Annotated in this window: 20 protein-coding genes; 7 read left to right on the top strand and 13 right to left on the bottom strand. The window is 50.5% G+C overall.

Translation table 11 applies throughout. The features are described from left to right. Positions 1-155: 155 nt before the first annotated feature. The 3 genes from treC to treR form a co-directional block, all read right to left on the bottom strand. Positions 156-1,817 carry an alpha,alpha-phosphotrehalase gene (treC, locus tag ACX9GV_RS15440; RefSeq protein WP_473196110.1) on the bottom strand — a complete coding sequence of 554 codons (1,662 nt, stop codon included), beginning with the start codon at positions 1,815-1,817 and terminating at the stop codon, positions 156-158. Positions 1,818-1,899: 82 nt separating this feature from the next. Beyond that, complete coding sequence (gene treB / locus ACX9GV_RS15435) at positions 1,900-3,315, bottom strand: PTS trehalose transporter subunit IIBC (RefSeq protein WP_473196109.1); 1,416 nt, start codon at positions 3,313-3,315, stop codon at positions 1,900-1,902. 299 nt (positions 3,316-3,614) lie between these two features. Next, positions 3,615-4,562, bottom strand: coding sequence for a trehalose operon repressor TreR (gene treR / locus ACX9GV_RS15430; protein WP_473196108.1), 948 nt, complete (start codon positions 4,560-4,562; stop codon positions 3,615-3,617). Positions 4,563-4,798: 236 nt separating this feature from the next. On the opposite strand from treR, the gene ACX9GV_RS15425 reads away from it, so the two are divergent. Next, positions 4,799-5,560 (top strand): DeoR/GlpR family DNA-binding transcription regulator, encoded by a 762-nt coding sequence (locus ACX9GV_RS15425; protein WP_473196107.1) that lies wholly within the window; start codon positions 4,799-4,801, stop codon positions 5,558-5,560. A gap of 106 nt (positions 5,561-5,666) precedes the next feature. On the opposite strand, the gene ACX9GV_RS15420 is transcribed toward ACX9GV_RS15425, so the two are convergent. The 8 genes from ACX9GV_RS15420 to lptF all read right to left on the bottom strand — a co-directional run bounded on the left by ACX9GV_RS15420 (position 5,667) and on the right by lptF (position 14,390). Continuing rightward, positions 5,667-6,095: a DUF6708 domain-containing protein gene (locus ACX9GV_RS15420; RefSeq protein WP_473196106.1), complete on the bottom strand. Its 429-nt coding sequence runs from the start codon at positions 6,093-6,095 to the stop codon at positions 5,667-5,669. A gap of 2 nt (positions 6,096-6,097) precedes the next feature. After that, complete coding sequence (locus tag ACX9GV_RS15415; protein ID WP_473196105.1) at positions 6,098-6,484, bottom strand: hypothetical protein; 387 nt, start codon at positions 6,482-6,484, stop codon at positions 6,098-6,100. 13 nt (positions 6,485-6,497) lie between these two features. Beyond that, complete coding sequence (locus tag ACX9GV_RS15410; RefSeq protein ID WP_473196104.1) at positions 6,498-7,313, bottom strand: DUF6708 domain-containing protein; 816 nt, start codon at positions 7,311-7,313, stop codon at positions 6,498-6,500. Positions 7,314-7,326: 13 nt separating this feature from the next. Further along, positions 7,327-8,010: a DUF6708 domain-containing protein gene (locus tag ACX9GV_RS15405; RefSeq protein WP_473196103.1), complete on the bottom strand. Its 684-nt coding sequence runs from the start codon at positions 8,008-8,010 to the stop codon at positions 7,327-7,329. A gap of 101 nt (positions 8,011-8,111) precedes the next feature. Continuing rightward, complete coding sequence (locus ACX9GV_RS15400) at positions 8,112-11,213, bottom strand: T6SS effector BTH_I2691 family protein (RefSeq protein ID WP_473196102.1); 3,102 nt, start codon at positions 11,211-11,213, stop codon at positions 8,112-8,114. Next, on the bottom strand, positions 11,203-12,138 hold the full coding sequence (locus ACX9GV_RS15395) for a hypothetical protein (protein ID WP_473196101.1): 936 nt from the start codon (positions 12,136-12,138) through the stop codon (positions 11,203-11,205). The genes ACX9GV_RS15400 and ACX9GV_RS15395 overlap by 11 nt, the downstream gene beginning before the upstream one ends. An 87-nt stretch (positions 12,139-12,225) precedes the next feature. Continuing rightward, positions 12,226-13,296, bottom strand: coding sequence for an LPS export ABC transporter permease LptG (gene lptG / locus ACX9GV_RS15390; protein ID WP_473196100.1), 1,071 nt, complete (start codon positions 13,294-13,296; stop codon positions 12,226-12,228). Next, positions 13,296-14,390, bottom strand: coding sequence for an LPS export ABC transporter permease LptF (gene lptF, locus ACX9GV_RS15385; RefSeq protein WP_473196099.1), 1,095 nt, complete (start codon positions 14,388-14,390; stop codon positions 13,296-13,298). Before lptF ends, lptG begins: the two co-directional genes overlap by 1 nt. Positions 14,391-14,730: 340 nt before the next feature. Between lptF and pepA the strand changes: the two genes are divergently transcribed. The 4 genes from pepA to ACX9GV_RS15365 all read left to right on the top strand — a co-directional run bounded on the left by pepA (position 14,731) and on the right by ACX9GV_RS15365 (position 20,324). Next, complete coding sequence (pepA, locus tag ACX9GV_RS15380; protein ID WP_023489588.1) at positions 14,731-16,242, top strand: leucyl aminopeptidase; 1,512 nt, start codon at positions 14,731-14,733, stop codon at positions 16,240-16,242. A gap of 139 nt (positions 16,243-16,381) precedes the next feature. Beyond that, positions 16,382-16,831, top strand: coding sequence for a DNA polymerase III subunit chi (locus ACX9GV_RS15375; RefSeq protein WP_037386431.1), 450 nt, complete (start codon positions 16,382-16,384; stop codon positions 16,829-16,831). A gap of 13 nt (positions 16,832-16,844) precedes the next feature. Then, entirely contained in the window at positions 16,845-19,721 is a 2,877-nt protein-coding gene (locus ACX9GV_RS15370) for a valine--tRNA ligase (RefSeq protein ID WP_473196098.1), read from the top strand. Between the two features lie 129 nt (positions 19,722-19,850). After that, positions 19,851-20,324, top strand: a complete 474-nt coding sequence (locus tag ACX9GV_RS15365) for a GNAT family N-acetyltransferase (protein ID WP_473198047.1) — start codon at positions 19,851-19,853, stop codon at positions 20,322-20,324. A gap of 50 nt (positions 20,325-20,374) precedes the next feature. Here ACX9GV_RS15365 and miaE read toward each other — a convergent pair whose 3' ends face one another. Next, entirely contained in the window at positions 20,375-21,136 is a 762-nt protein-coding gene (miaE, locus tag ACX9GV_RS15360) for a tRNA isopentenyl-2-thiomethyl-A-37 hydroxylase MiaE (RefSeq protein ID WP_473196097.1), read from the bottom strand. A gap of 59 nt (positions 21,137-21,195) precedes the next feature. Next, a complete protein-coding gene (gene rraB / locus ACX9GV_RS15355) occupies positions 21,196-21,618 on the bottom strand; it encodes a ribonuclease E inhibitor RraB (protein ID WP_037386370.1) in 423 nt (140 codons plus the stop codon). 159 nt (positions 21,619-21,777) lie between these two features. Between rraB and argF the strand changes: the two genes are divergently transcribed. Further along, positions 21,778-22,800, top strand: coding sequence for an ornithine carbamoyltransferase (argF, locus tag ACX9GV_RS15350; RefSeq protein ID WP_473196096.1), 1,023 nt, complete (start codon positions 21,778-21,780; stop codon positions 22,798-22,800). Between the two features lie 442 nt (positions 22,801-23,242). Then, positions 23,243-24,811: an ABC transporter substrate-binding protein gene (locus ACX9GV_RS15345; RefSeq protein ID WP_473196095.1), complete on the top strand. Its 1,569-nt coding sequence runs from the start codon at positions 23,243-23,245 to the stop codon at positions 24,809-24,811. Position 24,812: the final 1 nt, after the last annotated feature.

Here is a 24,812-nt window from a genome sequence, read left to right as displayed (position 1 = left end):
GCAATTTGAAGTATGACGGGTATAAATTAATAAATTACGCGGTAAGTTCTGATATTCCCTGGCGCGGAGTTTGAACACGACCATAATCGTGACTTGCCTCTGGTAAGAGGCAAGTCACGACATAAATGATGCGGTAGTATATTGAATTAAAATCTTTATTCCAATAACCACCAGATGGCTTCGAATGGTCGCAATAGGCTGCTTTGCGGCTGTTCGATGGCATCGTCATAGTTACTGATTAATGGCCGCCACAGTTGAGCCAGTTCAACACCTGCGGCATCCCAAGGTAAAGGTTGTTTACTCAAGTTAGCGACCACCAATAACCGCTGCCCATTCCAACTGCGTTGATAACACCACAAAGCGGGATGAGTGGGCGCCAGGTCCTGATAGTCACCGTAAGTTAACAGCGGGTACTGTTTACGCAGGGCAATCAGGTGGCGATAGGCGTAAAACACCGAGTTCGGGTCAGCCAATGCCGCTTTGGCGTTAATTTGCTGGTAATTATCCGCACAACTGATCCAGGGCGTTCCACGGGTAAAGCCAGCGTTGGCGGTATCGTCCCACTGCATTGGGGTGCGGCTATTATCACGAGATTTACTGGCCAGGATTGCCAACAGTTCTTCATCACTCTTGCCTTGAGCATGCAGTTCGGCATACATATTCAGGCTTTCCACATCGCGATACTGTTCGATATGGCTAAAACCGGGGTTGGTCATACCGAGCTCTTCCCCCTGATAAATATAGGGGGTGCCTTGCATACCGTGTAGCACCATCGCCAGCATTTTGGCGGCGGTGACCCGCAGTGCGCCTTGGTCACCAAAGCGTGAAACGATACGCGGTTGGTCATGATTACACCAGAACAGCGCATTCCAGGCTTGGTTATGCATGCCTTGCTGCCAGTGATTGAATATCCGCTTGAGCTCAACATAATCGGGGGCGGCTAATGTCCACTTTTGTCCATCGGCATAGTCCACTTTCAAGTGGTGAAAGTTGAAGGTCATCGACAGTTCTTTACCACTTTGCGCGGCATATTGCTGGCAGTGCGCTAATGAGGTGGATGACATTTCACCCACGGTCATCAAGCCGCGTGGCTGAAACACATCCCGGCTCATTTCTTGCAAAAATTCGTGGATTCGTGGCCCATCTGTATAGAAACGGCGGCCATCGCCCTGATTGTCATCGGGGAAATCTTGTTGTTTGGAAACCAGATTGATCACATCAAGGCGTAAGCCATCAACCCCTTTATCCGCCCAGAACTGACAAACCTTTTTCAGTTCTTCGCGCACCGGGGGGTGTTCCCAGTTCAAATCCGCCTGTTCGGTGGCAAACAGATGCAGATAGTATTGGCCGCTTGGTGCATGCCATTGCCAGGCGTTCCCGCCAAACTTGGAACGCCAGTTATTGGGTGGCGCGTTGTCGGTACCATCGCGCCAGATATAGAACTGGCGCAGTGGGCTGTGGTGGTCCTGCGCCGCTTTAAACCAGGGGTGCTCGGTAGAGGTATGGTTAAATACCATATCCATCACAATACGGATGCCGCGCTGGTGGGCCTGCGCGACCAGATGTTCAAAGTCAGCCAGGGTACCGTAGGCGGGATCGATGGCACAGTAGTCCGCCACATCATAGCCATTATCCACTTGTGGAGAGACATAGACGGGGGTTAACCAGATAGCATCAACGCCCAATTCTTGTAGGTAGTCCAGCCGCCGGGTGACCCCAGCCAGATCACCAAAGCCATTACCGGTGCTGTCCTGAAAACTTTTGGGGTAGATTTGATAGATGACTCCATTCTGCCACCAAGGGATTGGATTGCTCATAGTCATACCTTTAGGTTGTAACCTGTTTCCCGCACCAAGCGACAGCACGGTTAGCTGTCGCTTGAGTGACGTCTGGGGGCGTTTATTGTGGTAAATCGCCACGTTTGGCTTTGTGTTTGTAAACCATCATCGTCAGTAGCAGCGGGATCACCACCGCAATCAGGATAGCCAGGGAATAGATCAACCAGAATTGGGGTTGAATCGACAGAATACCGGGCAAACCACCCACACCGATGCCATTGGCCAGCACCCCCGTCAGGCCGCAGATCAGGCCGGCAATGGCAGAACCGATCATCGCGCACAACATGGGGAAGCGGTATTTGAGGTTGATACCATACATGGCCGGTTCGGTAACGCCGAGGTAGGCGGAAATCGCCGCCGGTACCGAAATTTCGCGTTCATTCACTTTGCGGCTGACAATAATGATACCGACCACCGCCGAAGCCTGAGCAATGTTGGACAGGGCTATCAGTGGCCAGACCGGCGTTCCCCCCATGCTTTGCACCATCTGCATATCAATCGCCAGCGTGGTTTGGTGTACACCAGTGATCACCAGCGGGGCATACAGGAAACCAAACAACGCAGCGCCGATTGGGGCAAAGCTGCCGGTCATCACCCATTTCACTACCCAGGCGACACCATCGCCAACCATTCGGCCAAATGGCCCGATCAAGGTATGCGCCAGGAACACCGCCAACAATAAGGACACTACTGGCACGATAACCAGATACAGATAGTCGGGCACGATCTTTTTCAAGCGGGTTTCGATCCAGCCTAAGGTGATCCCCGCGAGGATCGACGGGATCACTTGTGCCTGATAACCCACTTTTTCAATGGTGAACCAGCCAAAATTCCACACGTCGGGTATTTGCTGGCCGAGTAGGAAGGAGTTCATCAGTTGTGGTGATACCAGGGTAACCCCCATAACGATACCCAGCACCGGGGTTCCCCCCATTTTTTTCACCGTAGACCAGCAGATGGCAACAGGTAGAAACATAAAGATGGCTTCACCCAGTAACCATAGGAAGTCGTAAATCGTTTTCCAGGCGGGGTACATCTGGGCCAGCGTTTTGCCATCGGACATCGGGATATCGCCGATCACATTGCGGAAACCGAGGATCAAACCACCGCTGATCAGTGCCGGTAACAACGGGAAGAAGATCTCAGCAAAATGGGAAATGCCGCGCTCAAACCAGGTCATATTCTGGCGAGCTGCCAGCTTGGCCTGCTCTTTATCCGCTTCCTTAAGGTCGAGGGTGGTGATTAACGCCTGATAGTAATCCCCTACTTCAGGGCCGATCACCACCTGAAATTGCCCCGCGTTGGTAAAACAACCTTTGACCATACGTAGTTCTTCGATCGCTTTCGGGTTGGCTTTGCTGGGATCGTTAAGCACAAAACGCAGGCGGGTAATACAGTGGCTGACGGTGGCGACATTTTTACGGCCACCCACCAGCACTATCAAGCGATTAATGTCCTGCTGCTGAACTTTACTCATTATGTGACCCTTCGTAATTAGTGAGACGCAGAGGTGTGATGGCTATACACTTTATTCTTCAAGCTGCTTGGGTGTTGGCTGCAGTTACTCGTCTTGTCCATGAGCCTCGCCTTAAAGGGCCAGCGCAAGCGCTGTTCAAAACGCCTAGCGTTTTATCAAGCAACTCGAATTATTTTAAGTATATGAGCTTATCCATTTATTGTTTTTTATAAAATGGGAACGTTCCCATTACGAGTGGATGATCACAGAATAAGTGCAGCGGGAAGGGCTAGGCAGTGTGTCTACCCAGACCTTTGCGGTTAGGCCAGTTGACTGGGGATAACGATTTGGCGAATACCCTGGCTACCACTCAACTGAGCAAGTAACAGTTGTGCCGCTTGTTGTCCGGCAGTGCCATAACCCAGATCGACAGAAACTGTTTCAGGGAACAAGAAGTTGAGCATTGGCGTATTGCCAATGGCGCACACTTGCAACGGGGCGATCTGCTGCTGTTGCAGATATTTTATGGCGCCGAGGGCGATGGTATCTGAGGCACACACCAGCGCGGTAGTATCAGGTTTGATCACACTGGCAACCAGTTGAAAACCACTCTGATAGCTCAATTCCCCCAGCGCGACGACGGGGGGGATTTGGTATTGTTGGCAGTGATCCAGGTAGGCCTGGTGGCGACGCATCCCGGTGGTGGCATCGGTACTTTGCACGCCAAGGTAGCTAATATGGCGATGGCCCTGTTGGTGCAGACGCTGCATTAATAGTTTTACTGCACCTTCATCGTCATAACAGACCGAAGAGATACCGGCATACTCACGAGCGACCACCACCATTTTATCCTGCCATGCGTTAAACATGTCGGCAGTCAGGCCAGTAAAGCCAAACAGGATCACCCCATCGACATTACGCTGTTGCAGTATTTTAAGGTGCTCCTGCACCAGGCGGCAGTCAAATTGACTTTCCATCACGATAGGGTCAAAACCCTGTAGGTAGAGGAGTGGCAACATGGTGCGCACCGCCTGGTTTTCTGATGGAGAATCAAGACGGGAAACAATAATCGCTACCACTTTGTCACTCTGGCCGCGCATCGCCCGTGCTGATTTTGAGGGGGTAAAGCCATGAGCATGGATCACCGCTTCCACCCGTTCACGGGTCTGTGGGCTTACACTGCCTTCATGATTGATGACACGTGATACGGTGGATTTACCTACGCCACTCAGACGGGCGATATCTTTGATTGTCAGCCGATTTTGCATGGTTTACTTACTGTTGAGGTTAATAGGTTCTTGTTACGTCAAAAATATACCTATTACAATAGCGCATCTTAGCCAGTAGATCCTGGTGCTAAATAGGTATCATGAGGCATATCGGGTAGGTGAACGGTGGGTTGGTATGCCGTATGGCTGGCATTAATCGCCCGATGCTCCCTTTTGCCAGCCTTCTCTGCGCGGGGTATATTACCCGCACATCGTTTTGTCCACTGGGAGTATCTATGTACGCAGAGGAGCGCCAAGAAAGACTGCTCATTATTCTGAAAGAGAAGCGCAAGTTATCCGTTGGGGAGATGAGCGAACATTTCAATGTTTCTGGCGCCACCATCCGTACCGATCTACGCATCCTGGAAGATGCTGGCATGCTGACCCGCACTCACGGTGGGGCCATTCTGCGTACCCGGGCCAGTTTTGAAATCAGTTCTGATCAACGTAACGAAGTGAACCTCGCCGCCAAGCAGCAGATTGGCCAGTTAGCGGCCAGCCTGGTAGAAGATGGCGATATAATCGTGCTGGATACCGGCACCACCACCTTGCAGATTGCCCACCATATTCGCCAACGTCGCAATATCACGGTAATTACCAACGATTTTATGATCGCTAAAAGCCTGGAAGATGTGGAATCTGTCCAGATTGTGCTGTTGGGCGGGGTGGTTAAAAAAGGCTACCACTGTGCGGTGGCGATCAATGGCCGTTCACTGCTGGATACGTTGAATATCGATAAGGCCTTTATGGGGGTGAATGCCCTTTCCCTCAATCAGGGTGCCTGTGTCGCCGACATTATGCTGGCAGAGACCAAACGTAGCATGGTGGAACATGCCAATCAGGTGATTGTGGTGTGTGACCATACCAAATTGGGCAATACCTCACTGGCGCAATTTGCTACCCCGGCACAAATCGACACTATCGTGCTGGATCGTCTGCCAGAAGATGCTGCAGATTATCAGGAAGCCGGGATTGTATTGTTGAGTGCACAAGGCTAATAAATATGTCCTAAGGGGATAGGCCATTAGCCATCGGGTTATACTGTTACCCGCTGTTTTTTTACTTAATAGCCAGCTTGATTTAGGTTGTTGTAATAGGTCATCTTTAATCGTCTGGTGCCGTGGTGGACTCGAGATCCAGTTCTGCAGGCCAGTGGATATTGTTACGTGGGCACCAGCTCCAGGGGGCTTTGCTCAGCAGTGGTTTTTCCGGTACTGGCTGATACCGCATATATTGGCAACAGTGGCTCCATACACCTTTAACTGGCACTTTACCACTCGTCCAGTTCAAGATAAATCTATCCACCACTTCATAGGTTCCCCGTTTACATACCGCGCAGGATAAACGGTATCCTTGGTCATAGCGGCCAGACTGTCGTATCAACTCACCATGAATATCGGTCCAATCAAAGACCTTAATCACGGTAGGCCAGCGCTTCCAAGGCCAAATACTGCGTTGATGTTCATAGACATAGACTTTTTGGCGCTTACGGTTAAAACGTACCGGAGTACCTCGGGGGACAAATAAGGCCATTCTTAAAAAAACAAAGTTGATGAAATAAAAAACAAAACAACAATAAATGTAAATATCCTATCGTCTAGCGTTATTCTTGAATAAGAACCAGAGAAATAAAAAAGATAACAGAACACACAAAAAAAAACCAGACTCGAAATACTCATAATCCACATTCCAGACCATGTTATATTTTCATATCGTGGGATCTCCATATAGATATCATTAATTTTATTAACCCGGATAAGTTGTGGTGGAGTAATCGGATGTGCATATTTTTCAGGCAGGTCCTCTTCCCAGTTTTTAACCTGTGGCGTCAGTTTTGAAATACCAGATCCCCCCTCATCTAACCAAGGCGTTGGTATTTCCCCTGCGCTCTCTTTTTTGGCGTGTTTACTTGCTTTATTCACCACCATATTCCTTTTAATCGTCTGGTGCGGTGGTGGACTCAAGGTCCAGTTCTGCAGGCCAGTGAATATTGTTGCGTGGGCACCAGCTCCAGGGGGCTTTACTCAGCAGAGGTTTTTCCGGTACTGGCTGATACCGCATATATTGGCAACAGTGGCTCCATAACCCACGGATCATCTGGTAATCTCCCACTGTCCAGCTTAGGGTAAACCGATCGACCACCTCATAGGTTCCCCGTTTACATACCGCACAGGATAAGCGATGACCATAATCATAGCGGCCAGATTGTTGGATCATCTCACCATGAATATCGGTCCAATCAAAGACCTTAATCACGGTAGGCCAGCGCTTCCAAGGCCAGATACTGCGTTGATGTTCATAGACATAGACTTTTTGGCGCTTACGGTTAAAACGTACTGGGGTACCTCGGGGGACGAAGATAGCCATTTTGAGTAAAAATGCGGTCATAGTTACGAAAAAAAACAGAAACAATGATAAAATGAATTTAAATTCAATATCAGACTCATATCCAGATAAATTAAAAATTATCAGTATAAAAGGAACAGGAAATGCAGAAATTAAAGAAAAAAACCACATCCCAGACCAGCCAATATTTTCATACCGAGGGATCTCCATATAGATATCATTAATTTTATTAACCCGGATAAGTTGTGGTGGAGTAATGGGATGTGCATATTTTTCAGGCAGGTCCTCTTCCCAGTTTTTAACCTGCGGCGTCAGTTTTGAAATACCAGCTCCCCCCTTATCTAACCAAGGCGTTGGTATTTCCCCTGAGGTCTCTTTTTTGGCATGTTTACTTGTTTTATTCACCACCATATTCCTTTTAATCGTCTGGTGCGGTGGTGGACTCGAGGTCCAAGGCTTTCGGCCAACGGACCGTTTTAAAAGGAGTCCAGCTCCATGGTACGTCTGTCAGTAACGGTGCGGTCGGCACGGGTTTGGCCTGCATATAATGGCAGCAGTGGCTCCATAAGCCATAGGCGTCATAAATACTGCCGACAGTCCAAGTGAGAATAAATCGGTCCACTACTTGGTAAGTACCCGGTTTGCAGACAGCACAATAAACCCGGTGCCCCCAATCCGCATGCCCGGCCATCAATACCCGCTCGGCGTGAATATCAGCCCAGTCAAACACTTTAATCACCGCATGCCAGCGTTGCCAAGGCCAGATACAGCTTTGATATTCATAGACATAGACTTTTTGCCGTTTGCGGTTAAACCGTACTGGTGCACCACGAGGCTCAAATAAAACTGATTTGAGGCAATAGATAAAAAATGAAAAAAAAATGAAAACAGGGACAAAAGCAATTGGTAAATATAAAGGATCAGATATGATCTTTGGCAATAAAGCAAAAATAACACTAATAATAAAAAAAATACACAATAAAAATACGGGAGCCCATAGCATCCCCCAACCGTAATTTACATAACGTGGAATTTCCATCCAAATATCATTAATTGTATTCACTCGGATAAGTTGCGGGGGATAATGTTGCTCCTCTGCCAAATCCGGTAAATCTTCGCTCCAGTTCTTGACTGGCGGTATAAGCCGGGGGAGTATCTGTTGAGGTTGTTTCTGTTGGCGTCGTTTAAGCTTACCCATATTCTTCAGTCCCGCTCTGCGCTAAGCTTAAGACCCAGTACAAGATCTGGATCAGTCATATCCGGCCAGTAGTTTGCTTTCAGGGTGACTTTCGGAGTTTTTCCATATTCTACCCAGATACTGACTACCAGATTTAGAATTTTCAATCCCGTATCCTTACCATTTTCATCCTTCACGTCATCGATACGCCATAGATATTTATAATATCCCTTAGGCCCTGTCTGTTGTTCATGGTCATCAAGGTCAGGAGCATTATGTGATTGGGAAAACAGTACTGTGCCATCACTGTCACGGCTTAAAACTATTGACCGACCACTTGCAGTTTCACTCCATCCCGGCAGACTTACCTTGAAATCCACCCGACGATAGGCAACAGAGTTAATGGTCGGGTTGCCAGTAATCACATCAAACTGCGAGGCAAAGGCCACATCTGCCACCATACCATTGACTATGGCGCGGTACTCTACCACCGCCTCGGCTAAGTCTGCCAAGCTGTTGGCCTGCCACACCGGGTAGTTATTAATTCCCTCGTTTGGTATACCAAAGCAGGTACGCCGTAGCCAGAGTTCAAACGCCGTACTTCTGAGTTCAGAAGCCTCATAGGCCAGTATCATTCCCAACAGAATAAGTATTGCCGCCCATCCTGCAGGCCCTAGACCTAGTAGCCATGTATTGCTAGTTAAGGCAAAAACACCTCTCCATCCCCAAACAGCCGTAATAACCCCACTAGTGCCTATAGAAAACCCCGAGCCAGCACCAAGTATACCAGCACCAACATCATTAGCCTGGTAATCTTTAAAAGCATTACTCCATTGTCTAAGACCATCGACTATCCCCGCAAGTCCTCCCAGCACTGCTCCAAATCGGACCAGTTCCGGTACTTGTTGCTTCGCAGTCAAGGTTATCCAGTTCTGTTGCACCGCCAACTTAGACGCGAAACCGGCCATTTCAGCCATCCCTTCCACCACCAGAAGACGGTTAATGGCATAGTCTGCAATGGCATTTACATCGGTACCTACAGAATATTTCAGTCCATCTGCCTTGGTGTTCCAGTCCTCTAACTGTAAAGCCATTAACCCGGCCCCTAGAATCAGACCGGTACTGTCACCGCTAATAAGACGCCTACCGCGCTCATTCCATTCCGCCATCTGCGCATAGCTTGCCTTCAGAACAGGTCCTTTGATGCCTTTGCCCTGAAGCGACAAATCAGAGATAAACAAGTCATCAAGACCGTTCACCATCGCTGGGTTGCCGAAAGGCCTTTCAGTGATGTTGATATTTGGCACCGCCTTCTGTATCTGTTCTAGCGAACCTGGGACGCTGAGTTGGACTTTGATCTGAGCATCCAGCCCTTTGCCGCGCATTCCCATAATCTCATCCACCACTGCGGCACTACCACCTCTAAGCCCAGTATTTTCAAAGGATGCATTATTTTTGGAGAGAGACTGGCGGAGCTTGGCGTTATTTCTAAGTTCTCTCTTTAATTTCCGAAGGGTGGTTTGATATTCCAGCACCACGGTGGACTCACCAGCCGTCAGCATGGCACCTTGCATCATCGCCATGTAACTTTTGCGTATGGACGGGGTTACTGTTTTGCCCAACTGACTTACTGAGCTGGTCACTGCCAGCATCCGGCTTGCCCAGCCCTGCTGAATGGCAACATTTTTTAAGTAGTTACCAAATTCATCAGATGTTGCCGCCGTTTTGAGGTTACTGAAAACATTGCCACCACTGAAAACCGTCTCCAACAAGGACGTTTTCATTCCGGTAAAGCCCAGATAGGCAGGAGAGTCGGCTTTTTGTAACCACAAGGCCCAAACGTCCTTGGTTTCCTGGCCCATGGCCCCACCCTGTACACAGGCCGCAAGCGTTAACATTTGTGCCGCCCAGCTTGGCGCACTACTGGCAGGTGCATAATCATAGGTAATGATATTTCGCCAGATCTGATACTTGTACCAAGCTGCCAGATCCTTATCAATCCCCTTAAGTTGCCGCTCAGGCGTCGTAAAATGTAACTCAAATTCTGCGGCGAAAGAGGCCCGTGCTGGTTCGTTATAACTTTCCAACAGACGTGTATATTGTTTAGAGAACGTCTGCTCCGCCACTTTTTCAGCGGGAACATATTCTGGAACGCCTCCCCCGATTGCAGGGCCAGTCATTTTGTAGCGAGGAGTGCTTTCTCTTGCTATATCCTTTTTTATTTTGTCAAAAAATAGAGTAATAGCCTTCGAAATTATATGTTTGTGGAAGACGCCAGGTTGTTTAATATACGCCTGCCGAGCTTCCACAATCTGCATCCGGCTGTTGTTTAACTCCTGAACAATACCCACCGGATCTTCCAGGGGGATGGCCGCTATCTGGCAACGGTATTGCGCCCGCAGTTGGGTAATGCGTACCCCCAAGGTCAGCTCGCTGTTCAAACGCGGGTAAAAACCATGCGCCCCTCCCGCAGGCTCACCCGGTGCGTTGGCGATGTTGGAGTAATGTTTGGTGGCAAATTCCGCCACATTGGCTTTTAATGTCGCAAGAGAAGGGTCTAGCGCTAACGCCCCCGGAACACTGCCTGGGTTGGCTTTCAGCTCTGCCAGAGATATTTTGGTAAAGCGGCTGGTGGGGCGCTTGCCAGAGGCATACTCTTCCAGTACTTGCAGGCTCCATGGGTCACTGCTAAACGCTAGCCAGGCCTGGCTATATTGCGTGTCATCAATATTGATAAAGCTGGCGGCGATATCATGCCCATGGGTCAAACACGCCTGAGTCAGAGGGGTGACTCTTCCGGCCTCTGGCATGGCCAATGGGTTGAACTGGCGCAGATAACCTTCGGCAGTTACCTCATATCCCATCCAGGTGGTTTGATCCAACAACACATACAGGTACCCCATACGCAGGGTACGCAAGGCATACTTGAATTCACCCCCGGTCAGTGGCACCGCCTGGGGCGGAACAGTGGGTTGCCAGCGGGAGTTTAAGAACGCTGCTGGTACGGCTGCCACGCGCAACGGAAATATCGGCAAACCCTGACGTTCGCACACTTTACAGCCCAAAGGGAGCGAGGTTGCCTGCAAGCTGGCGACGGCGTTCTGGTTGATCTGTTCTTTAAGCCCCATGGCGGTAACTCCCTTCATCGTGGTGTTGCGGCGTGGTGATTGAGTTTTCCAACTCCAGCCAGACAGTATCTGGTAGTGCCCTTAACAGCGGGATAAAGCGCTGGCTTGGGTCAGCGATGACCTGTTGCAGCACTTGCCGGACTGCGGGGTGTTGTTCGATATCTACAGGTAATGTCAGGCGGTTGAGTGCCAGATAATGGCGATCCTGGGGATCAGTCAGCCCGGTTTTCGTGGTGTTACGCCAGGCGTTTGCCGCCTGTATCGCGGCATCACTGGGTAACAGCGGGTTAACCCGGTGCCAGGCAAGCAAGAGTTGCCAAATAGGCCGAATATCCTGTTGTACGCTCTCCACGCCCCAATTTATGCTCCAGGGCGCTTCACTGGCTTTCCCCGTCTGGCAGGCAATTTCACCGGAGAACTTCATAAACCCCCAGTGGCTGACGGGCCAGATAGTACCGGCCAACGCCTCTGGCGAGCCGGCGGTTGCCTGTAAGAGTTCAAAGCGCAAGGGTTCAAACAACGGAATAAAACGGTGATCGGTCAGTTGGCTGCATTGTGCTGCCAAGGTGGTCGCCAGTTGTTCTGGTGGCATGGCGCTGGATAACCAGGCGCACAGGTAGCGTTTTTCTTGCCAAACTTCGCTGCGGGCATAATTTTCCGTCTCCGCCAGCCAAGGGAAATCACAACGTTCGCCTGGTGCCGCCAGTAACACCAACTGTGGGCACTCTTGTGGCGAGTGCGCCAAGTCACGGCGCAATACCGGGAACAGTGCTTTTTCACCCAATTCATCGCACAAATTAGAGAGATGCAGGGGGTTAACTGGTGAAACGGTTTTCAGTGGGTCCAAGAGTAAATAACGGTATTCGTCCTGCTGCGCTTGCAGCATTGCCAGCAGGCTGTTTTCCAGAGGTATTTCTATTTTCATCACGTTTCCATCAAATTCACCGAAAGAAATTCAAGTTACAGATAAAAATGTTTATTATTTAGTCATGTGTAGCAGACAAGAGGCCGACTATCTCCTCTTCAGCAACATTTGCAGGCTAATCAGTAAGAACAACAAGCTCGGCAGCACGGCACCGAGGATCGGCGGTATGTTGTAGACTTGGCTCAGTTGGCCAAAGACCTGATTCAGCACATAGAAGACAAAACCAAAGCTGATGCCGAACAATACCCGAACCCCCATCGCTACGCTGCGTAGCGGGCCAAAGATAAATGACAGCGCCATCAGCATCATCACCGCCACGGAGAGCGGGGCGAAGATTTTACTCCACATATCCAACTGATAACGGTCAGACTCTTGCCCTGTTTGCTTCAGATATCTCACATAGCTGTGTAACCCGCGAATAGAGAGCGATTGAGGATCGAGCACCACCACCCCGAGCTTGTCGGGTGTCAGGTTGGTGTGCCAAACCCCGGTCAAGGTCTGCGTGCCGGTCACTTGTTTAGGATCAGTCAGGTCAGATGTTTCTACCTGGGAAAGTTGCCATTTGCCATCTTCAAAATTGGCGCTGGCAGCAAAACGCACCGTTTGCAAACGGCGTTGATCATTAAAGTGATAGATATTGACGCCGGAAAGCTCCTTTTCTCCAGATACGCGTTCAATAAAGATAAAATCGTTGCCATCCTTTGCCCACAAGCCGCCTTTGGTGGACAGCAGTGAACCGCCATACATCTGCTGTGCACGATAGTTACGTGCCATCTGTTCGCTTTGCGGCACTACCCATTCACCAATCGCCATGGTGAGTAACACCAGTGGAATGGCGGTTTTCATCACCGCCCCGGCGATTTGCAAACGGGTGAATCCCGAAGCCTGCATCACCACCAGTTCGCTGCGGGTAGCCAAAGCACCCAGGCCGAGCAATGATCCCAGCAAAGCAGCAATGGGAAAGAAGATCTGGATATCTTTTGGTGCGCTGAGTAGCGTAAACATGGCGGCACCCAAGGCAGTGTAATCCCCCTTGCCAACGTTACGCAGTTGCTCGACGAACTTGATAATGCCAGAGAGTGATACCAGCATGAACAGGGTCATCATGATGGTGTTCAGAATCGTCTTGCCGATATAACGGTCTAATACGCCAAACATCAGGCGGCTCCTCTCAGGCGCATACGCAGTCTGCGCATTGGTACGGTATCCCACAGGTTAAGTAGTAGCGCGAGTACGAAATACATCAGGTTAACCAACCACATCCACAGCATCGGGTCCACTTTGCCCTTTCCTGCATTGGAGCGTATTGAGGTTTGCAACAAAAAGAAGATCAGATACAGCAGTATCGCTGGCAGCATACTGACTACCCGGCCTTGGCGTGGGTTGACCACGCTCAGTGGCACCACCAATAACGCCATTAATACCACGGAAATCACCAGCGTCAGGCGCCAATGTAACTCAGCACGGGCATCGGGATCGTCCGATTTCCACAGCGTTCTCATCAGCAACTTGTCACTCTGGTTGTTATCCGTCGTCACCGTTTTATGGCCGATAATTGCTTTATAATCGGTGAAATCGGTAACGCGGAAATCACGCAGTAACGCGGTACCCTCAAAACGGGTTCCTTTATCCAGCATCACGACCTGCGAACCGTCAGGATTCTGGGTGATGACCCCGTGTTCAGCCACCACTACCGAAGGACGCTGATTGCCGCTGGGGCGCAGTTGTGCCAGAAACACATCTGTGAAGGTATTATCTTTTATTTTGCTGACAAACAGCACGACATTACCGTCCTGGGAGGATTGAAAACGCCCCTCCGTCAACCCGGCAATACTGGGGTTGGCTTTGGCTTCGGCAATAACGCTATCTTGGTGACCTGCCGCCCAGGGCCCCAGCCAGAAGACGTTCACCGCTGCTACGAGTGAGGTAAACAGTGCTAATACCATCGCGGCGATAATCAGCGTGCGTTTACCGAGCCCACAGGCTTGCATCACGGTGATTTCACTTTCGGTATATAACCGGCCAAGTGTCATCAACAGGGCAAGAAACAGGCTTAATGGCAAGATGAGCTGTGCCATTTTGGGCACACCCAAGGCCAGCAGCGACAAGACTAAATTTGTTGGGATATTGCCGTCTACCGCATCGCCTAACACCCTGACCAAGTTCTGACAAAAAAAGATCAGAAGCAGGATAAACAGAATGGCAATTTGGCTTTTCAGTGTTTCCCGTACTAGATATCTAATAATAATCACGCTTGTTACGCCTGTGAAAACTTGTCTTTTTGCAGGAAAATAGATAGGTTCATCGCGAATCCGCCATTTTTTCTCATCATGTGGCAACCTTCACAGCTAAAATAGCCTTAAAATATCAAGCTGCTTGGCGATACGATAGGAATGAGCCTATCAGTGCCGAAACAGAACAATTTACACCATTCAGGTTAACCTTGTTAGTTACCTCAGTGGCGGAGCTCGTGGGGAGTATATACCCAAGTTCATTCAAGTTGCAGCCTACATTCTGGCAGCACGAATGAAGGTGAGGATAAACCATTTTAGCTGTAGCTTCCGCCGTTGTCTTTAAGATTCAGGAGTGTGCATGGAGTTCAGTGTAAAAAGCGGTAGTCCGGAAAAACAGCGTAGTGCTTGTATTGTCGTCGGGGTATTTGAACCTCGCCGCCTGTCACCTATCGCCGAACAACTCGACAAAATCAGTGAGGGTTATATCAGCGCATTACTGCGCCGGGGTGAATTGGAGGGTAAGGTTGGTCAGACTTTGCTGCTGCACCATGTGCCAAACATTCTCTCTGAACGTATCCTGCTGATTGGCTGTGGCAAAGAGCGCGAGCTTGATGAACGCCAATACAAGCAGGTGATTCAGAAAACCATCAATACCCTTAACGATACCGGCTCCATGGAGGCAGTCTGCTTTCTGACTGAACTGCATGTTAAAGGCCGTAACAACTACTGGAAGGTGCGCCAGGCGGTAGAAACGGCCAAAGAAACGCTTTACACCTTCGATCAACTGAAAAGCAACAAGGTGGAGCCGCGCCGTCCGTTGCGTAAAATGGTCTTCAACGTGCCTACACGCCGGGAACTGACCAGTGGCGAACGCGCCATTCAGCACGGCCTAGCGGTGGCCAGCGGTATTAAAGCGGCGAAAGATCTTGGCAATATGCCGCCGAATATTTGTAATGCCGGTTATCTGGCTTCTCAGGCACGCCAGTTGGCGGATGCCTTCAGTAGCCGTATCACCACGCGAGTGATTGGCGAACAGCAGATGAAAGAGCTGGGCATGAACGCTTATCTGGCGGTAGGGGCCGGTTCGCAAAACGAATCATTGATGTCTGTGATGGAATATAAAGGCGACCCTAATCCGCATGCCAAGCCTATCGTGCTGGTGGGCAAAGGGCTGACTTTCGATTCCGGTGGCATCTCGATCAAACCCGCAGATGGCATGGATGAGATGAAGTATGACATGTGTGGCGCGGCCAGCGTGTACGGCGTGATGCGTGTGGTGGCAGAACTGAATCTGCCACTGAACGTGGTCGGTGTGTTGGCCGGTTGTGAAAACATGCCGGGTGGGCGCGCTTACCGCCCAGGTGATGTACTGACCACCATGTCTGGCCAGACCGTGGAAGTCCTGAACACCGATGCCGAGGGTCGCCTGGTGTTGTGTGATGCTCTGACTTATGTGGAGCGTTTCGAGCCCGAGGTGGTGATTGATATTGCTACCTTGACCGGTGCCTGTGTGATCGCATTAGGCCACCATTTGACTGGCTTGATGTCGAATCACAATTCGCTGGCACATGAACTGGTGGGCGCGGCTGAACAGGCAGGGGATCGCGCTTGGCGTTTGCCGCTGGCAGAAGAGTATTATGAGCAGTTGGATTCCAACTTTGCTGATATGGCGAATATCGGTGGCCGCCCTGGTGGGGCGATTACCGCGGGCTGTTTCCTGGCGCGTTTTACCCGTAAATACGGTTGGGCACACTTGGATATCGCCGGTACTGCTTGGCGTTCAGGCAAAAACAAGGGGGCGACAGGCAGACCGGTGGCGATGCTGGCGCAGTTTCTGCTCAATAGGGCCGGTCTAAACGGCGACGAATAGATAGCCGTCGCCATGCTGGCGGCAGGGGGCGATGCCATTGCTCCCTGCTGCAACTTGAACGCTATTGTGTATATAATCATGCAAGATGGGCGCACTGGTTGCGCCCCGAATTTTTCTTATCAACGGCAATCAAGTCACCATGAAACAGGCAACGTTTTACCTGCTAGAAAATGACCAGCCCATCGGTATGCTCAGTGCGCACGAGGCGCTGGCCTGTGCGGTTGCTGCACAGCACTGGCGTACCGGCAAACGGGTGTTGATTGCCTGTGAAAGCCAGGAGCAGGCTGAACGGCTGGATGAAGCCTTGTGGCAGCGCGACCCTCACCAATTTGTGCCACATAATCTGGCCGGTGAAGGGCCAAATTTTGGTGCCCCAGTGGAGCTGTGCTGGCCAGGTAAACGCGGCAATGCGCCACGGGAACTGCTGATTGCCCTGTTACCCCAGTTTGTAGACTTTGCTACTGCTTTCCAGGAAGTGGTAGACTTCGTCCCTTACCAAGATACCTTGAAACAGTTGGCGCGCGAACGTTATAAAGCCTATCGCAGCGTCGGCTTCAATTTGACCACGGCTACGCCGCCAACTTACTGAACAACGATATAAAATGGAAAAAACAAACACGCATCTTGATACCGCTTATGACCCAACCCAGATCGAGCAAAAGCTGTACGACCATTGGGAGAGTCAGGGTTACTTTAAGCCAAATGGCGACACCCGCCAGGAAAGTTTCTGCATCATGATCCCGCCGCCGAATGTCACCGGCAGTTTGCATATGGGCCACGCCTTTCAGCAAACCATTATGGATACCATGACGCGCTACCAGCGTATGCAGGGTAAAAATACCCTATGGCAAGCGGGTACTGACCATGCCGGTATCGCTACCCAAATGGTGGTGGAGCGTAAGATCGCCGCCGAAGAGGGGAAAACCCGCCATGACTACGGCCGTGATGCGTTTATCGAAAAAATCTGGCAATGGAAGGCAGAATCCGGTGGCACCATTACCCGTCAGATGCGTCGTCTGGGTAACTCGGTGGATTGGGAGCGTGAACGCTTCACCATGGATGACGGCTTGTCCAATGCGGTAAAAGAAGTGTTTGTTCGCCTCTATCAGGAAGACTTGATCTACCGTGGTAAACGTTTGGTGAACTGGGATCCGAAACTGCGCACCGCCATTTCTGATCTGGAAGTGGAAAACCGTGAATCCAAAGGGTCGATGTGGCATCTGCGTTATCCACTGGCCGATGGCGCTACCACGGCGGAAGGCAAAGATTATCTGGTGGTTGCCACCACCCGGCCGGAAACCATGCTGGGGGATACCGGTGTTGCCGTTAACCCGCAGGATCCGCGTTACAAAGATCTGATCGGTAAAGAGATCATTTTGCCACTGGTTGGCCGCCGCATCCCTATCCTCGGTGACGAACATGCCGATATGGAAAAGGGCACCGGTTGTGTGAAGATCACCCCGGCGCACGATTTTAATGACTATGAAGTGGGTAAGCGTCACCAATTACCGATGATCAACATCCTGACTTTTGACGGCGATATCCGCGAAGAAGCCGAGGTGTTTGATACCCAGGGTGAAGCGAGCACTGCATACAGCGGTGAGCTCCCAGCTCAGTTCCGTGGCCTGGAACGTTTTGCCGCCCGTAAAGCGGTGGTTGCTGCCTTTGAGCAACTCGGCCTGCTTGATGAGATCAAACCCCATGACTTGACGGTGCCTTATGGTGACCGTGGTGGTGTGGTGATTGAACCGATGCTGACCGACCAATGGTATGTGCGTACTGCGCCGCTGGCGAAAGTAGCAGTAGAAGCGGTTGAGCAAGGTGACATTCAGTTCGTACCCAAGCAGTACGAAAACATGTATTTCAGTTGGATGCGCGATATTCAGGATTGGTGTATCTCTCGCCAGCTATGGTGGGGCCACCGCATTCCCGCTTGGTATGACGCGGATGGCAAGGTGTATGTTGGCCGTAACGAAGAAGAAGTGCGCCAGAAGCATAACCTGGGGGCAGATGTGGTGCTCAACCAGGATGAGGATGTGCTGGATACTTGGTTCTCTTCTGGCTTGTGGACTTTCTCCACGCTGGGGTGGCCTGAGCAGACTGAAGCGCTGAAAACCTTCCACCCGACCAGTGTGTTGGTGAGCGGTTTTGACATTATCTTCTTCTGGATTGCCCGCATGATCATGCTGACCATGCATTTCATCAAAGATGAAAATGGCAAACCGCAAGTGCCTTTCAAAACGGTCTATATGACTGGCCTGATCCGTGACGACGAAGGGCAGAAGATGTCCAAGTCGAAAGGCAACGTCATCGACCCGCTGGATATGGTGGACGGGATATCACTGGAAGAATTGCTGGAAAAACGTACCGGCAATATGATGCAGCCGCAATTGGCAGAGAAGATCCGCAAGCGCACTGAGAAGCAGTTCCCCAACGGCATTGAGCCGCACGGTACTGATGCGCTGCGCTTTACTCTGGCGGCACTGGCGTCTACCGGGCGTGATATCAACTGGGATATGAAGCGCCTGGAGGGTTACCGTAACTTCTGTAACAAACTGTGGAATGCCAGCCGTTTTGTGCTGATGAATACGGAAGAGCATGACTGCGGTTTTAACGGTGGTGAAATGCAGCTTTCGCTGGCTGACCGCTGGATCCTGGCTGAATTCAACCGCACGGTGAAGGCTTACCGTGAAGCCTTGGATAACTACCGCTTTGATATTGCAGCAAGCATTCTGTATGAATTCACCTGGAACCAGTTCTGTGACTGGTACTTGGAACTGACCAAGCCGATTATCGGTAATGGCAGTGAAGCGGAACAGCGTGGGACGCGTAACACGTTAATTACTGTGCTGGAAGCCTTGTTGCGCTTGGCGCATCCGATCATTCCATTTATCACCGAAACCATCTGGCAGCGTGTGAAGCAGATTAAAGGCATCACCGCCGATACCATTATGCTGCAGCCTTTCCCGGCGTTTGATAGCGCACTGGAAGATCAGCAGGCATTGGATGATCTGGAGTGGATCAAGCAGGCCATCACTGCAGTGCGTAATATCCGTGCTGAAATGAATATCGCGCCAAGTAAACCGCTGGAAGTGCTGCTGCGCAATGCCAATGGTGATGCCCAGCGTCGCGTGTTGGAAAACCAGAGTTTTATTGAAAAACTGGCACGCTTGAGTGCGCTTACGCTGTTACCAGCGGGTGAAAAAGGCCCGGTTTCGGTGACTAAATTGGTGGAAGGTGCTGAGCTGTTGATCCCCATGGCGGGCTTTATCGATAAGGACGCAGAAATTGCGCGCCTGACGAAAGAGATGGCTAAACTGGATGCGGAAATTACCTCGATTGAAGGCAAACTGTCTAATGAGGGCTTTGTTGCTCGTGCGCCAGAAGCGGTGGTCGCCAAGGAACGTGAGCGTCTGGCCGCTTGTCAGCAAGGTAAGGTGAAGCTGCAGGAGCAGCAAGCGACGATTGCCGCGCTGTAATCAGCGCGGGTAAGTTGCACCAAAGCTAGTCGATATCAAAAACAGGTAACACAAAAACAGCGGCAAACCACCGCTGTTTTTGCTTTCCGGTTGCCGCTTGATTGAGGGAGGGAGTCTATGACAGCATTGATACGCATGATCACGGTTGAAGATAACGCTGTGATTGCCGATGTTATTCGTACCGTTTCAGCCGAACATGGCCTGACGGCAGATAAAGGCTATGCCGTTGCCGATCCGATTCTGGATACACTATTTCAGTTCTATAGCCAACCACGCAGCGCCTATTGGGTGGTGGAGCTGGAGGGCCAAGTGGTGGGGGGCGGTGGGGTCGCGCCATTACAAGGGGGCGATCCGGTTATCTGTGAATTACAGAAGATGTATTTCCTGCCGATAGTCCGTGGCAAAGGCTTGGCGAAACGTTTAGCCCTTCAGGCGTTGGATTTTGCCCGCCAGCAAGGGTTCCAGCGTTGTTATTTAGAGACCACCGCGACCCTACAGAGTGCGATAGACCTGTATCAGCATCTTGGTTTTGAGCTTATCGAGTGCGCTATGGGCGATACTGGCCACGGTGATTGCGAAGTAGCGATGCTAAAAACACTGTGAACCTGGCAAGACCCGAGCAACTTGCAGTATGACGGGTATTGCCAGGATAATCAGCAGGTTGGCACCCCGCTGTGGAAACGGAACTCCGTATCTGGTGACTGGATTAACTGAGCTTCAATACGGCCAAAATAATCCACCCGTTCGCTAATATCACCCCCCGCCACCTGCTGCGCCAGCGTCAGGTAATCTTGATAATGGCGCGCCTCAGAGCGTAGTAGTGAAACATAGAACCGGTTCAATTCATCATCCAGAAACGGCGCCAGTTTGGCAAAACGCTCACAGGATCGCGCTTCGATATAAGCCCCGCAGATCAGTTTATCGATCAAGGTGGCCGGGTCATGGGTACGTACCTCGCGGATCATCCCTTTGGCATAGCGGCTGGCGGTGATCTTTTTATACGGGATCTGCCGTATCCGCATGATTTCCAACACTTGCGAGAAATGATGAAGTTCTTCTTTAATCAGTAAGACCATCTTTTCCAGCAAATCAGCGCCATAGGCGGTGTCGTTTTTCGGCAAGATCTTTTTGGTGAGCGTACTTTGCTGGAACAGGACTTCCGGCACGGCTTGCTCTTCATGCACAAACGCCTCATAGGGCTTAAGCAGAGCCAGCAAAGCCTCACCGCTCTGTTTATCGGCTACATAGCGGCGGATCAGCCACATACCCGTTTGCGCGGCTTTTAGCTCACAAACCAGGTGGTCGGTCAGTAGCAGTGGCAAGTTTTCCGAGCGGCGTGCAATTGCTATCCAGCTATCTGGTGTTTCACAGTGCAGGAAGTTGAGAATAGGGGATAAGAGTGATGCGGTGTTCATGGTATCCAGTGGTAACCGGGCCGGTAGCTATCTAACGGCCCGTCATATTTAATTATTAATTAATGGCGTTTGCCGTCGTCGTCTTCGTCAATAAAGTCGCCGTCTTCGTCATCACCCTCTTCACCATTAGGGTCTTCATAATAGGTGCCCCAACCGTCGTAGTGGACACCATGTTTTTCTGCCAGGGTGATCAATTGTTCTACCTGACTGTCGATCAATTCGGCATTCAGGGCAACTTCACTGATCACATCACAGCACATAACCAGGTTGCCATCTTCCACTTCCAGCTCTTCAGCGTCGGTCACTTCGTAACCCAGTTTAAAAGCTTCAACGGCCGCTTGTTCCAAAACTTCAAACTTTTCAGCAGAGAAATGGTGCTCAATGGTGTAGAGCGCATCCGGATCACTGCCGTCTTCCAGCAGTTCTTCGATGATCAGGCGGGTTTCTTCGCGTTGTTCTTCCAGCAGTTCACGGTTTGCCATGTCTCTATCCTCAATAAAATGGCTTTATCTCTTCTATTTTCACATACCGTTGCCACTGCTGCCATGGTAAAGATAAAAGATTTCTTTATCAGGGTTGAATTTGAATATTCATTCATATATCGTGAATTTTAATTCAAACAAAAATAAGGATAGATGGAGATGAGCCAAATGAACCCGTTCTATAATCGGCACTTTTTGAGGTTAATGGATTTTACCCCCAGTGAGATCCAGTCCCTGCTGCAACTGGCGGCTAACTTGAAGCAGGCCAAGAAGCAAGGCCAGGAAATGCAACATCTTCAGGGTAAAAACATTGCGCTCATCTTCGAAAAAGACTCAACCCGTACCCGATGCTCTTTCGAAGTTGCCGCATTCGACCAAGGGGCTCAGGTCACCTATCTTGGCCCAAGCGGTAGTCAAATCGGCCATAAAGAATCAATGAAAGACACGGCGCGTGTCCTTGGCCGCCTGTACGACGGTATTCAATATCGTGGTTTTGGTCAGCATCTGGTGGACACACTGGCAGAATATGCCGGGGTACCGGTATGGAATGGCCTGACTAACGAGTTCCACCCGACCCAGTTGCTGGCGGATTTACTGACCATGATTGAGCATCTGCCGGGTAAGAACTTGAGTGAAATGAAACTGGCCTATATGGGGGATGCCCATAACAATATGGGTAATACGCTGCTGGAAGCAGCGGCACTGGTGGGGTTGGATCTGCGTTTGGTGGCACCGAAGGCCTGCTGGCCACAGGCGCAACTGGTGGCTGAATGTCAGGCGCTGGCGCAGCAGACCGGCGGGAAAATTACCCTGACAGAGAATGTTGCCGAAGGGGTACAAGGTGCCGACTTCCTCTATACCGACGTTTGGGTTTCTATGGGGGAGCCCAAAGAGGTCTGGCAGGAACGAATTGCCCAGTTGCTGCCTTATCAGGTGAATATGGCGATGGTTAAACTGACCGGTAACCCACAGGTGAAATTTCTCCATTGCCTACCATCCTTTCACGATGACCAAACCACCTTGGGTAAACAGATGGCACAACAGTATGGCTTGTCTGGGGGCATGGAAGTGACTAACGAGGTGTTCGAGTCCCCGCATAGTGTGGTATTTGATCAGGCAGAAAATCGCCTGCATACCATCAAGGCGGTGATGGTCGCGACATTAAGTAGCAACGCCCAGTAAATTAAGTGCTATACCCAAAATAATTCGAGTTGCATGTAGGCGGCAAGTCTGAGAGTCGCCAGGAGCATAGCCCACTATGTGACTGGTGCGAACGGACGCAGCCAACACCCATGCAGCTTGAAGTATGACGAGTATATAGGGGCGAAACCTGCCCCTATAGGCTAGCCCTCCCGATATTCTCTTTAATAAACCTGCACACTTTACCCACCAAATTGATTGAATCTGGCTATAGTTCTTTTGGCTATATGAAATAACAGATTAACCTTTGCTTGCGGCTGTGCAACGTTCTACCGTGACCCTCTGACGGTGAAAATACCGTACAAAAACAAATGCTAATTGCTCATTTTCGGTTTAATGTTCGAGTCAAAGTGACCCAAGTTCATTTAAGTTGCCATTCCCCCTGCGCAGCTTGAATTACGGACAGGGATAAAGGAATATTCTCATGAAAAACAAAGTATTGTCGCTTTTTATTCTTGCTGCTCTCTCCAGCACTGCATGGGCCGCTACGCCACCGAATACGTTGGTGGTAGTGCAGTCATTAGAGGATATCGTTAGCTTGGATCCGGCAGAAGCCAATGAACTGTCCAGTATCCAAACCGTACCCAGTCTCTATCAGCGTTTAGTGCAAGCTGATCGTGATAACCCGGCCAAGGTGATCCCCGTATTGGCGGAAAGCTGGCAGGATGATGCGGCGGCTAAAACCTTAACCATCAAACTGCGTCCGCAGGCCACTTTCTCTTCTGGCAACCCATTGACGGCGGATGATGTCATTTTCTCTTATACCCGCGCGGTGAAAATGAATAAATCACCAGCGTTTATCCTCAATGTGCTCGGTTGGCAGCCCGAGAATATTGAACAACAATTGAAGAAGGTTGATGATCATACCGTGCAGTTGAGTTGGACGGCGGATGTCAGCCCGGCGGTCGCGTTGAATATTCTCTCTACCCCCATTGCCTCCATTGTCGATAGCAAAGTGGTGCAAGCCAATGTGAAAGGGGATGATCTCGGTAATACTTGGTTGAAATTGCACTCTGCTGGCAGCGGCCCGTTTAAAATGCGCGTTTATCAGCCCCATCAAGCCATTGTGCTGGATGCCAACCTTACTTCTCCCGGTGATAAGCCGTTACTCCAGAACATCATTATCAAGAATGTGTCTGACCCGAGTGCGCGCCGTCTGTTGATCCAACAAGGGGATGCTGACATCGCTCGCGAGCTGGGCCCAGACCAGACCAGTGCGTTGAAAAAACAGCCTGGCGTGCAAGTGTTGGAAATTCCGTCTGCTGAACAGAACTATTTGGTGTTTAATACCGCCAACCAGGCCAACCCGCTGTTGAACAACCCTGCTTTCTGGGAGGCCGCACGCTATTTGGTGGATTATCAAGGCATCACCCAGGATCTGCTAAAAGGGCAATATTTTATTCACCAAAGCTTCCTGCCTGTGGGCCTGCCAGGGGCATTGGAAGATAAGCCCTTCAGTTTTGATCCGGCCAAAGCCAAGGCTATCTTGGAAAAAGCCGGCATCACCAATGCGACTCTGACCCTGGATGTAGAAAATAAGCCTCCGTTTATCACCATTGCTCAGTCGCTGCAGGCCAGTTTTGCCCAAGGTGGGGTGAAACTTGAGCTATTGCCTGCGGCGGGCAGCCAGGTCTATGCTCGTGTCCGTGCCAAACAGCATCAAGCGGCAATCCGTCTGTGGATCCCCGATTATTTCGATGCCCATTCCAATGCCAGCACCTTCGCGTATAACGATGGCAAAAGCAGCACCGTCGCCGGGCTCAATGGCTGGCAGATCCCTGAGCTGAATAAACAGACGCTGGAAGCGGTGGCAGAGGCTGATCCGGCTAAGCGTGCGGCACGTTATACTGCCCTGCAGCAGGCGTTACAGCAAAGTTCGCCCTATGTGTTTATCGATCAGGCTAAAACGCAGGTGGTGCTGCGTGATAACGTGAAAGGCTATCAACAAGGACTAAATGCAGATATGGTCTATTATGACCGTGTTAGTAAATAAT

Source organism: Serratia sp. 25CWL12 (assembly GCF_055790885.1).
This window is presented reverse-complemented; position numbering and strand designations above follow the sequence as displayed.